This is a genomic window from Haloarcula quadrata (genome assembly GCF_003634715.1).
Classification (GTDB): domain Archaea; phylum Halobacteriota; class Halobacteria; order Halobacteriales; family Haloarculaceae; genus Haloarcula; species Haloarcula marismortui.
Map to the genome: position 1 here is coordinate 410,759 of NZ_RBWW01000002.1, position 12,434 is coordinate 423,192.

13 protein-coding genes and 1 pseudogene are annotated in these 12,434 nt (G+C 56.6%); 12 read left to right on the top strand and 2 right to left on the bottom strand.

What is annotated here, in order from left to right; genetic code table 11:
• Nucleotides 1–33 precede the first annotated feature (33 nt).
• The 10 genes and pseudogenes from BDK61_RS19230 to BDK61_RS19275 all read left to right on the top strand — a co-directional run bounded on the left by BDK61_RS19230 (nt 34) and on the right by BDK61_RS19275 (nt 9,966).
• Nucleotides 34–183: a hypothetical protein gene (locus BDK61_RS19230; protein ID WP_244209912.1), complete on the top strand. Its 150-nt coding sequence runs from the start codon at nt 34–36 to the stop codon at nt 181–183.
• A gap of 64 nt (nt 184–247) precedes the next feature.
• Nucleotides 248–808 (top strand): annotated as a pseudogene (locus BDK61_RS19235) (ABC transporter ATP-binding protein); the annotation flags it as partial.
• Between the two features lie 67 nt (nt 809–875).
• A complete protein-coding gene (locus BDK61_RS19240; RefSeq protein ID WP_121302811.1) occupies nt 876–1,841 on the top strand; it encodes an IS1595 family transposase in 966 nt (321 codons plus the stop codon).
• Nucleotides 1,842–1,918: 77 nt separating this feature from the next.
• Nucleotides 1,919–2,437 (top strand): TOBE domain-containing protein, encoded by a 519-nt coding sequence (locus BDK61_RS19245; protein WP_279629726.1) that lies wholly within the window; start codon nt 1,919–1,921, stop codon nt 2,435–2,437.
• Nucleotides 2,434–3,354 carry an ABC transporter permease gene (locus tag BDK61_RS19250; RefSeq protein WP_004965971.1) on the top strand — a complete coding sequence of 307 codons (921 nt, stop codon included), beginning with the start codon at nt 2,434–2,436 and terminating at the stop codon, nt 3,352–3,354. The genes BDK61_RS19245 and BDK61_RS19250 overlap by 4 nt, the downstream gene beginning before the upstream one ends.
• Nucleotides 3,344–4,153, top strand: a complete 810-nt coding sequence (locus BDK61_RS19255) for an ABC transporter permease (RefSeq protein ID WP_011222735.1) — start codon at nt 3,344–3,346, stop codon at nt 4,151–4,153. The genes BDK61_RS19250 and BDK61_RS19255 overlap by 11 nt, the downstream gene beginning before the upstream one ends.
• A gap of 195 nt (nt 4,154–4,348) precedes the next feature.
• Nucleotides 4,349–5,413: a zinc-dependent alcohol dehydrogenase family protein gene (locus tag BDK61_RS19260; RefSeq protein ID WP_007190547.1), complete on the top strand. Its 1,065-nt coding sequence runs from the start codon at nt 4,349–4,351 to the stop codon at nt 5,411–5,413.
• A 3-nt stretch (nt 5,414–5,416) separates the two neighbouring features.
• Nucleotides 5,417–6,928, top strand: coding sequence for an aldehyde dehydrogenase family protein (locus tag BDK61_RS19265; RefSeq protein ID WP_121304179.1), 1,512 nt, complete (start codon nt 5,417–5,419; stop codon nt 6,926–6,928).
• Between the two features lie 596 nt (nt 6,929–7,524).
• On the top strand, nt 7,525–8,763 hold the full coding sequence (locus tag BDK61_RS19270) for an MFS transporter (protein WP_121304181.1): 1,239 nt from the start codon (nt 7,525–7,527) through the stop codon (nt 8,761–8,763).
• Nucleotides 8,764–8,865: 102 nt separating this feature from the next.
• A complete protein-coding gene (locus BDK61_RS19275) occupies nt 8,866–9,966 on the top strand; it encodes a carbon-nitrogen hydrolase family protein (RefSeq protein ID WP_121304183.1) in 1,101 nt (366 codons plus the stop codon).
• A 52-nt stretch (nt 9,967–10,018) separates the two neighbouring features.
• On the opposite strand, the gene BDK61_RS23600 is transcribed toward BDK61_RS19275, so the two are convergent.
• Nucleotides 10,019–10,186 (bottom strand): hypothetical protein, encoded by a 168-nt coding sequence (locus tag BDK61_RS23600; protein WP_167467401.1) that lies wholly within the window; start codon nt 10,184–10,186, stop codon nt 10,019–10,021.
• Between the two features lie 405 nt (nt 10,187–10,591).
• On the opposite strand from BDK61_RS23600, the gene BDK61_RS19280 reads away from it, so the two are divergent.
• The gene (locus BDK61_RS19280) at nt 10,592–11,245 is read left to right on the top strand and encodes a helix-turn-helix domain-containing protein (RefSeq protein ID WP_121304185.1); all 654 of its coding nucleotides are present in this window, start codon (nt 10,592–10,594) and stop codon (nt 11,243–11,245) included.
• 173 nt (nt 11,246–11,418) lie between these two features.
• On the opposite strand, the gene BDK61_RS19285 is transcribed toward BDK61_RS19280, so the two are convergent.
• Entirely contained in the window at nt 11,419–11,694 is a 276-nt protein-coding gene (locus BDK61_RS19285; RefSeq protein ID WP_004965956.1) for a hypothetical protein, read from the bottom strand.
• A 128-nt stretch (nt 11,695–11,822) separates the two neighbouring features.
• Between BDK61_RS19285 and BDK61_RS19290 the strand changes: the two genes are divergently transcribed.
• The gene (locus tag BDK61_RS19290) at nt 11,823–12,320 is read left to right on the top strand and encodes a dihydrofolate reductase (RefSeq protein WP_208644698.1); all 498 of its coding nucleotides are present in this window, start codon (nt 11,823–11,825) and stop codon (nt 12,318–12,320) included.
• Nucleotides 12,321–12,434 lie beyond the last annotated feature (114 nt).

Below are 12,434 nucleotides of genomic sequence, written 5' to 3' on the forward strand. Positions count from 1 at the left end.
TTGAGCCGTCCGACGCTGTTTACGAATACGGACATGGAATACGCGACTGAAAAACTCAATGAGGACCTCCCCAACAACAGTGACGAAGCAGCGCTCGTCGCCTGGCCGGAGTTCGATTACATCAACTCGAACTTTGACAGCTTCAACCAGCGGATCTCGGAGATGGAGGCGAGTTCGAACTAGCGATGTCGGGACCGATGTTTACAAGGGACCAGTGTCTCAGTGGCCAACACGAATTGCATAACTCATGTCGGAGATAGAACTACAGAACCTCTCGAAATCGTTCGGGGAGCTCGATGCGGTGACAGATGTCTCCCTATCCGTTCGCGACGGGGAACTGTTGTGCTTACTCGGTCCCAGTGGCTGTGGCAAGTCGACGACGATGCGAATGATCAGCGGGCTGGAGACACCGTCGTCCGGGACAGTCTACATCGGAGATGCGGACGTGACCGACGAACCGGCCTACGACAGGGACACCTCGATGGTGTTCCAGAACTGGGCGCTGTTCCCTTACAAGACCGTACTTGAGAACGTTGCGTTCGGTCTCAAGATGCGTGGCATGGGAAAACAGCAGCGGCGTGACCGCGCCAGCGAGATGCTGGACCGCGTTCACATGGATGGGTATGAAAGTCACAGTCCGACCGACCTCTCGGGTGGCCAGAAACAGCGTGTCGCGCTGGCACGGTCGCTGGCAGTGGACCCTGACGTGCTACTGCTTGATGAACCCCTCTCGAACTTGGATAAGCGACTGCGTGAGGAGATGGAGATCGAGCTGAAAGATATTCACGAAGAGTTTCAGAAAACGTTCGGGCTCTTACCGAACTGAGTGAAACAGTACCCCGAGAATTACAGCATCCCGCCGTAGGCTAGTTGCTATGTACAATCAAACAGCCTTCGGCGGGATGCTACAGGATATTGTTGAGCTCACGTCAATAGTGTTGCGCCCAGAGCCGCTCGATGAGGAAATCGAGCGGCGCTGTAAGCAGGCATGGGAACAAGCTCCTTGCCCGGAGTGTGGTGAAACCGCCATCCAGTCCGGGGACGGCAGTCCCCGGGTCTGGTGCACCAACTGCCGCTATGTCTTCTCCTACACCCGCAACACGCCCTTCGAAGGCCGCACTCTCTCTCCTGGCGAAATCGTCATTGCGTTCGTCCTCTATGCCGACACACTTCTCAGCATCCACCAAATCACCCAGCTCTTCGAAGCGGTCTACGACACGGTTCATTCCACGATTCGAGAGGTAGAAGCCGCCTTCCAGCGCGGCTTCTACCTCGTCTGGGAGCGCATCCAACACGCTATCGACGGCCCAACTCAGATCGACGAAACCGGCCACAAGTGCTCTGGTTACAAGGGACAGACGCCGCCGCGGGATGGGCTTTCCCGCGGCGGCTCTGGGGAAGGGGGGCGATCACGGTGGGAAGGAGCACCTGGCGATACCATGACGCTGATCGGTGCCTGTCGTGATGTACTTCGTGTAATTCGCGCCGAGCCAGGTGCTCAACCGGAAGAACTCAAACCAGCACTTGATGAGGTAGAGATTCTCTCAGGGAAACTGGATGAGGTCTGGCACGACGGGTGGCGCGGGTACGCGCCACTCGTCTACAAGAACGAGCAGACCGTTGTTCACTCCGAAGAATTTGTCACTGATGACGGCGTCCACATCAACCAAGTCGAATGCCTCTGGTCGCTAGTGAATCCATGGCTACAGAAGTTCCGCGGCCTCTCCAAGCCTGGATTGGAGCAGTCCGTCCGAACCTACGGGTTCGTACGGACGTTAAACCTCGCTGGAGCACCACTACACGGCCTTCTTGACTGCTTCGTCGTCAACGTGTTTCGCTGAGTTATGTAAGAGCCACGTTCGTTCACGTCACACACAATCAGGATGAAGCGTTCACCCTTGCTGATCGTATCGGCATAATGAACGATGGGCGACTGGTGCAGGTCGGAGAGCCGAATGAAGTGTATCGGGACCCGAAAAACAAGTTTGTCGAGGAATTCCTGGGTGATACAAACTTCGTCAGTGGTACTGTAAGCGACAGTGACGGCCAGTACAGCTATCTGGTGACGGAGTTCGACTCGGAGATCCGTGTACCGGTGACTTCGAAAATCCAGCCCGAAGCGTCCCTTACTGTCTCGCTCCGTCCCGAGTTCATGCAAATAGCTCCTCTCACCGATGAATCAACCCGGGCATCTCACCAGACCCGTGCCGACGGTAACGGCGGTGGTGGTGGTGTTTCCGGGACCGTAGAGAGTACTATTTATCGCGGCTCCAGCATCCGCCATGTCGTCGACATCGGCGGGGAGCAACTGTTCGTCGAACAGAGCGTTACTGACCAATCAGCAATTGATGAAGGAGATACGGTTGAGCTCAGCTGGGATATCGATGACATACTGCTGTTCCGTCCCGACGGCACGAGGGTGAGGGACCGACAATGAGTGTCGACTCCAGAACGACTGTGTTAGACCGCCTCTGGTCGCTATTTGAGGGACAGTCTGGCTCTCGCCGCTCGTTGTTGCTGATGAGCCCACTGATCCTGTTCGAGTTGCTGGTGTTCGTGGTTCCGTTTCTGTTGCTGGTTCGCATCAGTTTCAGCGAACAGTCACAGGGCCTCCCGTATGCCGAGGGGACGTTCACCATCGCATCGTACGTGCAGGTCCTCCAGTCTGAGTTGCTCCAGGGAATCATCGTGTATTCGTTCAAGCTCGGCATCATCGCGACGTTACTCACAGTCGTCCTCGCGGTTTTCTATGCATATGCCACCTGGCGCGCGAACGGGGTGCGGAAATCGGCCCTGTTATTTTCGGTTGTGCTGCCGCTGTTGACGACACTCGTAATCAAGACGTACGTGTGGGTTCCGTTGCTGGCTCCGAACGGGACGGCCAACAGCCTCTTGCTCGCAGTCGGCCTCATTCAGGCACCCCTGCAGATAGTCCCGAACACGCTTGGCGTCGTCATCGGACAAGTGTATATCGTCTTCCCGTATGCGATGCTGGCAATTTACAGCGTCCTGACAACCGTTGAATGGGAGCTTGTCGAGGCGGCCAGGGACCTCGGAGCCAGCCGAATCCGGTCTTTCTTTGCGGTCGTTCTGCCAGAGATTATGCCAGGAATCACCGTCGCGACTGTTATCTCCTTTGCCTGGAGCGTCGGCGCGTATTCCGCACCGGCGCTGCTCGGTGCAGGGAGCGACCGCCCGTTCGCACTCGAAGTGCAGGAGCAGATGCTAGTCAATTTCAACTGGCCGATAGCCACTGCCCTCTCGACGGTAATGCTCGTCCTGATGTTCGTGAGCATTCTTGTCATCTACACTGTCCTCGGCCGCTTTGGAGGTGACGTGACCAATGCAACGTAGTCTCGAATGGCTTGGAACGGCAGCGTTTCGCATCGGTTATATAGCGATATTCGTTGTCATGCTGTTACCGCTGGGTATTGTTATTGCAACGTCCTTCTCCGCGTCGGGGAACTTGCAGTTCCCGCCGCAAGCGCTCTCCCTGCGATGGTACAGCGCGTTCTTTGCCGATGTGGTGTGGCTACGAGCGTTCGATAATAGTCTCGTCGTCGGTGTCGGAACGACGGTCGTCGCTACGTTTATGGGCATCACGGCTGCGTTCGGTCTTGAAGCACACAGAGGCCGGTTCGGTGATATCCTGACGCCCATCGTCATCCTACCATTGCTCATTCCGCCGGTCATCCTTGGGGTGACGCTGCTCGTGTATTTCAGCAGGCTTGGGTTTCGGTCGTCGTATCTCAGCATCATCTTGGCCCACAGTCTCTGGGCCACACCGCTCGTGTTCTTCGTGATGCAGTCCGTCTTCCAGCGGTTCGACTGGCAACTGCGCGACGCTGGAATGGACCTCGGGGCGAATCCGATCCGTGTGTTCATCCACGTCATCCTGCCGAACGTCAAAAGCGGGATACTTGTGTCTGCGCTGCTGGCGTTCATTATCAGCCTGCAGGAGTTCGTGATGGCGCTGTTCCTGTCGAACTATCAGACGCAGACGATTCCCGTGCTTGCCTGGAACTCCCTGCGCCAGTCGCTTACGCCTATCGTCAGTGTCGTCTCGACATTCCTCATCCTCATCTCCGTTGTCGGGCTCCTCGCCGCCGCTCTCGCCACAAATATCGAATTCGTGGCGAAACGGTTGTCCTGAAATTTCAGGGGGCCGTTTCGATTGTAAAATCGACGGACTAACAGACGAAGCTGAATTTCTGAGATTACTATATTTTTGGTACAAGACTAAATGACGAGAACGCTATCAAGCAATTCTCAAAAAATTATATATTATCCCATCTGAAGAGCAGAGCGGGAAAATATTTTTATAATGTGGTACCGTCACACAATACGTATGCGAGCAGCTGTGTTAGAGGAGTACGAGGAGCCGCTAGCTATCAGAGACGTCGAACGCCCGGACCCGGACCCGGATGGCGTCGTCGCTAAGGTCGATGCCTGCGGTGTCTGCCGGAGCGACTGGCACGGATGGGTCGGCAACTGGGACTGGTTTGATTACAAGCCACCACGGGGCCATATTCTCGGCCACGAACCGTCGGGGACGGTCGTCGAAGTCGGCGAGAATGTTGACACAGTCAAAGAAGGGGACACGGTCGCCATCCCGTTCAATTTTGCCTGTGGCCACTGCCACGAGTGCCGTGTTGGCTATGAAAACCTCTGTGAGAACCATCTGGGGCTCGGCTTCCAGCCCGGAGCGCCGGGGGCCTTTGCCGAAGAAGTCCCGATTCCAAACGCCGACATCAACGCTGTGAAGCTCCCTGATGGTGTGGACCCCGTCGAGGTCGCTGGCATGGGGTGCCGATTCATGACGTCGTACCGTGGAATGGCCCATCAGGCCGACGTGAGTCGCGGTGAGTACGTCGTCGTTCAGGGGCTCGGTGGTATCGGACTGTCAGCGGTCCACATCGCGGACGCACTGGGTGGAAACGTCATCGGTGTCGACCTGATGGACGAGAAACTCGAAATGGCTGAAGAGCTGGGTGCCATCGACACCGTCAACGCAGCTGAAGAGGACGATGTCGTACAAGCGGTCCGAGATATCACGGACGGCGGCGCGCACGTCTCTCTAGACGCACTGGGGATTGAGGAGACCTGCCAGAACGCTATCGAATCGCTCAGAACGCGCGGGCGACACGTCCAGATCGGCCTGACGACGAAAGAACAGCGAGGGTACAACTCGCTGCCCACGGATACGATCGTAATGAACGAGATTCAGGTGCAGGGCTCCAGCGGCCTCCCGCCGTCGAAGTACGGTGAGATGTTCCGGATGGTAGAGAACGGCAAGCTCGACCCCGGTGCCGTTATAACCGACAAAATCGGTCTGGAGGGCGTTAGCGACGAACTGGCCGCCATGACCGACTACGAGACAATCGGGATTCCCGTTGTCAACGAGTTCGCCTGAGCTATGCCTGACAGCGAGACGCGAACCGCTATGCGGAAGCGACATCTGCAGGCCCACGAGGACGCGCTGGCGGACATCGTTATCGAGCCGTGGATAGGTGGGACCTCAGTCTCAGGTTCAGAGCCGATTCCGACACGCGACCCGGTCATCGATGAACCGATAACGGCAGTCCCGGTCTGTGATGACGAGCTGGTCAACCAAGCTGTGCAAGTCGCCTGGGACGGCTTTGAAACGTGGAGTGACCGAACACCCACGGACCGATCACAGCGCCTTAGCGAGTGGGTTGACGTTCTGGAGGAGCACCTCGACGAGCTAGCCCTGTTAGAGTGTCTCGATACTGGCAAGCCACTGTCTGAAGCGCGCGGCGAAGTCGAAGGCGCGCTCAGGACGCTCGAATACTATGCGGCAGTTGCCAGGACACAACAGGGAAGTCAGATACCGGCACAGGGGGACCTCCATATGTACACGAGAATGGAACCATACGGGGTTGTCGGACAGATCACCCCCTGGAACTTCCCTGCGTGGGCGGCCGCATGGAAGTTCGGGCCTGCCCTGGCTGCCGGCAACTGTTCTGTGCTGAAGCCATCCGCGTACACCCCGTTGACAACGGTCAGGATGGCACAGCTCTCAGATGGGATCTTCCCCGACGGCGTGATCAATGTTGTCACGGGTGGCGGGTCGATGACTGGGGCCACACTAACTGAACACGAAGATGTCCGGAAGCTCTCGTTTACTGGGAGTGGCAGCGTCGGTCAGGAAGTCATGCAGACTGCCGCCGCCCGTATCGCTCCCGTGACGCTCGAACTGGGCGGGAAGTCGCCGCTTGTCGTCTTTCCCGATGCAGATATGCAAACGGCTGTCGACGCTGCCGCAGCAGGCGTCTACTACAGCACCGGTGAGATCTGTGATGCACTGTCCAGAGCAATTGTCCACGAAGACATCCACGACGAGTTCGTCGACCGACTGGTGGCCCGGGCTGAATCGTACACGCTCGGTGACCCGCTTGATGATGAGACGACGCTGGGGCCGTTGACCAACGAGGACCAGTTTGAGACTGTGTCGGACTATGTCACCATCGGCCGAAACGAGGGTGCTACGCTCGCCACTGGTGGCACTGCACCGGATGACCGCGCCCTCGCTGACGGTCATTACGTTGAACCGGCTGTGTTCACAGATGTCGAGCCCGATATGCGAATCGCGCGCGAAGAAATCTTTGGCCCCGTCCAGACTGTCCAGTCATTCGAGACGTATGATGAGGCCATCGCGCTGGCGAACGACACGGAGTTCGGCCTTGCTGGAGGGGTCGCGACAGAATCGACTGATATCGCCCACCAAGCTGCCGCAGACATAGATGCAGGCGTCGTCTACATCAATGCATACGGACCGATCCGACCCGAAGGTCCGTACGGCGGGTTCAAAGAGTCGGGAATCGGACACGACCTCGGCAGGGCGGCGGTAGAGCAGTACCAGCAACCCAAAACGGTGTACGTCAACCTCGACAGCCCTGAAATCTGAAGTGAAAGAATCACGAAAACCGGCGCTAGCACCCCTCCAACGGTATCTTGCACGTTATTTTGGCACCCGCCTTCACGCGTGGAGCAGGCGGGTTCTGGTTGACTTGTTTGATGAAATACACCGAATTGTGTAATAGCTCTTGTGAGTATAGGCGTATCTACCACAGATACATTGAATATACACCGAATAAATTCTGAATGCGAGCTTGCTGGTAGTGTAATCCAAAAAATAGAAGCAAAATTGGTAAATACTTCTTTCTATTTCTATGGAAACATCTAAACCCGCCGAAGCGCCCATATATCTGTTCTGCTCCTGTTTATATATGTGTCATGCCACGGATTCCACGTTCATACTACGGCGAACTCGGCAACGATTCTGTTGTAGCATCCGCTTCAGGTCATAGGGTTTCAATACGCCCTGTTATCTCAGTGGTACATAGTGAGTCTTCGTCGCCACTGCTCCCGCCAACGCAACTCTTTCCATGTTGTTCGGGAACCGCTCGCGAAAGGATCGCCTTTTGAACTGACTGCGCTTCGTACTTCTAGTTTCGACACCAGCCACCCCACTGCAGTGACAGGACGCCCTCGCCCGACAGAATGACACCACAGGCTACTGATTCCGATATTTCCGAGACCACTGCTGAATCACCTGTCCGAACAGCCAATTCGACGTGGTGGCTCGTAGCGGGTACAAGCCTCATCTCGATGGGACTGGCTGCCTACGAGATCGTTCCTGCAAGCGTTACACCGCTTATTCGGGAATCACTGCAGGTCGGGCCGACAGCCGTCGGTCTCGTCGTTGGGGTCATGTTCGGGACCGCTGTCGTCGTCAGCCTCCCTGTCGGTGCTGTGCTGGACCGGACCGATTCAAGAACCGCGATGGCCCTTGCGGTGGGCATATTGGTCATCGCCGGGGTGTGGGGATGGCGAGCCGGCCGGCGTGGCCAGTACGAGTCAATCCTTGCATCTCGTGCACTGGGGGGAGCCGCGTATGTCGTCGTCTGGAACGCCGGTATCGATATGGTAAGCCGGGCCGTCGATGGCTCTCACCGCGCGACAGCAGTGGGCATCTTCACTGCGAGCGGCCCGGTCGGCTTTGCACTCGGACAGGGAACGGGGCCGCTCATTGCCCACCGGTTCGGCTGGCCGGCTGTCTTTCTGGCCTTCATTGTCCCCGCAATCGTGGGGCTGGCCGTCTTCTGGCCAGCGAGCCACGGGCACGGTGGGAGCCGCGGCGATGCCCCGTCCCTGCGAGAATTCGGGGCCGTGCTCCGGAGCCCGAGCGTCTGGCTTGTCGGTGTCCTCGGCTTCCTTGGTTACGCGCTGTACCTGTTCGTGAATAGCTGGGGCTCATCGTACCTCACACAGGGTCTGGGCTTCTCTCTGGCCGTGAGCGGGCTCGTCGTTGCTGTATTCCCCGCTGTTGGGGTGGTATCTCGAATCAGCGGCGGACTCATTTCGGACCGGGTCTTTGATGGCAGACGGCGACCGGTCGTGCTGTGGTCGTTCGGTCTCGCCGCTCCGCTTCTCCTCGGGTTTACGCAGTTTCGCTCGCTGGCACTACTTGTTGCTGTCCTCCTGCTGATCGGGTTTGCGGTCCAACTGACGCTTGGCCTCTCGTTTACGTACGTCCGCGAACTCGTCGACCCGCGCGTCGCTGCAACGGCAGTCGCATTCCAGACTAGTATCGGCCTCGCGGGGGCGTTTGTTGCACCGATTGTCGGCGGCGCCGTGGTGAACAGAGCTGGATTCGAACCGGCGTTTTTACTGGCCGGCGCGGTCGCTATCGCTGGTATCGTTGTTGCATGGCAGGCCCCGGAGCCTGGACGCCAGTAGGATAAGACGCGCTCAACCCCGTTTCTCACGACACAGTTCTACGACCGCATCCCGGAGAGATCGGCTCAACTGATTTGCCGGTAGCCTATGTATTGCAAACGAATGCCAGCCAAATCATTCACACTTGCGGCCGCGCAGGTAGAGCCCGTCTACCACGACAAGGAGGGAACGCTGGACAAGACATGCCGGTATATCGAGCAGGCGGGTCGGGACGGTGCAGACATTGTCGTCTTTCCGGAGACGTACTTCCCGGGGTACCCATACTGGCGGGGCAGTGTTTCTATCTCCAGATGGACTGATCTGATGGTGGACCTCCAGAAGAACAGTCTCCACGTTGACGACGAGGCTATCGAAATACTCGGCGAGGCAGTCGCGGAAGCCGACCTCACGCTTGTGTTGGGGACGAACGAAATTAGTGATCGGCAGGGGAGCGAGACGCTCTACAATTCGCTGTTTTACTTCGACAATACCGGGGAGCTGATGGGCCGTCACCGGAAGCTAATGCCAACCCACGAGGAGCGTGCCATCTGGGGCCGTGGCGACCCGTCGAGTCTGGCCACCTACGAAACGGATGTCGGCCGACTCGGCGGCCTCATCTGCTATGAGAACCACATGACGCTCTCGAAGGCGGCGCTGACTACAATGGGTGAGGAGATACACGCTGCTGTCTGGCCCGGTTTCTGGGAACAGCACGGTCATCCCGGAGACAAAACCCGAGCGGAGACGAGCGAAGCTGTAGACTCCTGTGATGTCTATCCCGCGATGCGTGAGTACGCCTTCGAAACCCAGTCGTTCGTCGCTGCGTGCTCGGCGTACATGAGCGAGGCTGTGCCGGACGGATTTTCGGAGGACGAACTCGGATTCAACGTCGCCGCGGGCGGGAGTATGCTGGTCAACCCGGCGGGGATTGTCAAAGCCGGTCCATTGATTGGCGAGGAAGGGCTCCTGACTGCCGAGTTCAGGGACGACGAACGCCGGGCGACAAAGGCGTACTTCGATGCGATGGGTCATTACACCCGATGGGACGCCGTCAATCTGTCCATCAGCGACGAGGCGCTAGCGCCGTCACAGCCTCAAAAAGCCAGCAAGCATGCCGTGGCCGGAAACGGCTCGCTCTCAGCAGCACGGGCACAGGCGATAGCCGACGAGTACGATGTTCCTGTCGAGGCTGTCGAAGCAGTCGTCGACGAATTAGTCGGCTAATCGGCCGCAGCTAGTCCATTCTTGAACGGACTGCAAAACGATGGTCGAAGTATTACTTGTTGTAACTGTCGGGAATCAACACGACACCGTGGAAATCGAAGAGGTCGGACACAACCGACTCAATACGACCGAAGTTCGGCGGGAGGGCGACAGCCGGCAGATAGAAATCGTCGTTCGAGAACTTGTTGTTCTCGGTAGCTCTCTTTTGTGATTTACTCATTTCAATATTATATACTTGCTATAGCATTCTAAGCCCGTTGGTGGATAATTACGGGTATTTATTACAGGTAATTTTAATGATTGTTAGCATAGATTACCCTCAGAACGCGTGCTTCTCGCCAAATATAACGAACGAGTGACAGATAGCCCTTGGATTGTTTTAGCTTTGTTCCGACTCCAAAGCAGATCCCAGATTTGTTTTCAGCGGTGAAAACAAACCCTTCCGAGCACTATGCAGGCCCTCGGATTACAGCCAGTTTTATATTTTTGCCCTCGTGTGTGAATCTGTGTATGTAAACATTGACATGGAGTCCCAGCATATACACAGCAACTCACCGATGATTGTGTTCAGGTGCCGAGCCAGTATTGATCTGTGACGACTCGATAGCAGTCCGCTTCCCACACAATGTCAATAACGACGAAAATACATATCGAACACGAACGCCTCGCGCTGGTTCCAACCTTACAGAACCTCGAAGACATAGCCATCCGTGTCATCACACAGGGGAATACTGATCCGGGGTCCACTGTGTTTCCGTTCCTCATCGAGTATCGCGACAGGGACCGACTCGAAGAGATGCTTGATGCCGATCCGACAGTCCAGAGCTACGAACTAGTCGACTGGACCGACCAGACCGGAATATATTACATCGAACACACCCCGGAAACGAAGCTTATCAGCACTGTCGTTACCGATGTCAACGGATTTCTGGTCCATACAGAGACGAAGGGCAACGGGTGGCTCGTCCGACTCTTGCTCCCTGACCGCGAGGCGCTCAATACGATCTGGGAGTACGCAAACGAGAACGACATTTCTCTCGATATCATCGAAATATACGGAAATACGGACACCGGCGGTGAGTCGTCGTACGGGTTGACCGACGAACAGCTGACCGCGCTGATAACTGCATACGAACACGGCTATTTTGGAGAACCAAGGGATATCTCTCTGAACGAAGTCGCCGACGAAATTGGACTGTCCTCGACAGCAATGAGCGGTAGACTCCGCCGTGGGATGCGGAACCTCATTGCGGCAACGATAATTGACAGAGAGGTGTGAGTTCACGGAACCGGTATCGGTGAGTGCTTGGAGGGCGCTCCGATTAGCGTGGCCATTTTAATCCGCTCCCGTGATACTGAACCATGTTTGAGGCCAAATTCTATAGTATGTGTCCAAAGATGTCAAAAATAGATGTACCGGGACAGATAGTAGACCCGCCTAACTGCGAAGACCTATTCGGATCGTCCGTTTGAATCTTTTTGACGGTAGACTGGCCGTAGTGCTGTCGCGTCTTTGTTATAGCCTAACCAGACGCTCAACGCCGTCGCAGCGAAGACAAGATACACCGGGAACAGAAGGACGAGTGTGTATCCAGCAAGGACCGGAGTCAGGACGTCTAGCCAATACAGTGTCGCGATCCCGGCGAGTCCACCGACAGCACTCGCAACGATCCCCAGACGAAACGCCTGAGCGGCGGCGGGACCGGGCGACAGGTGAATCGTATCCATACGATACTTTATCTGGCTGAACATCATAAGTCGCGCGCGAGATACGCTATCACGGTTTGGGGTGGCACTGCCGTTAGGAAATCATGCCAGGATAGAACTATTACCAGCAGCCCAACATAGAAATGTGTATGAAACTCTCGCTGATCGCCGCCGTCGCGGCAAACGGAGTGATCGGTGCTGGCGGCGACATTCCGTGGCAGTATCCCGAGGATCTGATACATTTCAAAGAGACAACTGTCGGTCATCCAGTCATTATGGGGCGGCGAACTTTCGAGAGTATTCGTCGTGATCTTGATGGCCCGCTGCCGGAGCGACTGAACATTGTTTTGACCACGACGCCGCACCAACTTCCTGACAGCGTCACGGCCGTTACCTCGACGACGGCGGCGGTGGCCGAAGCAGCCGATAGTGACGCATCTACGACGTATGTCATCGGCGGAGCGACAGTGTACGAGCAGTTTCTCCCACAGGCTGACGAGCTAATTCTGACCGAACTAGCAGCAGCTTTCGACGGCGATACTGTCTTTCCGACTGTCGACTGGTCGAACTGGACAGAGATGGAACGAACGACCCACAGCGAGTTCGCTATTGTGAGGTACACCCGAACCAGCAGTGACTCAGCATGACGCATTTCCGAACAGTCACAGCGGCTGCTCGGTCGTGTTCCGTGCCGGTCGGTTCGGGCTACTACAGCCATCGGTATCGCCTGAGTAATACAGCCACGCTCCCGGTAGAATATT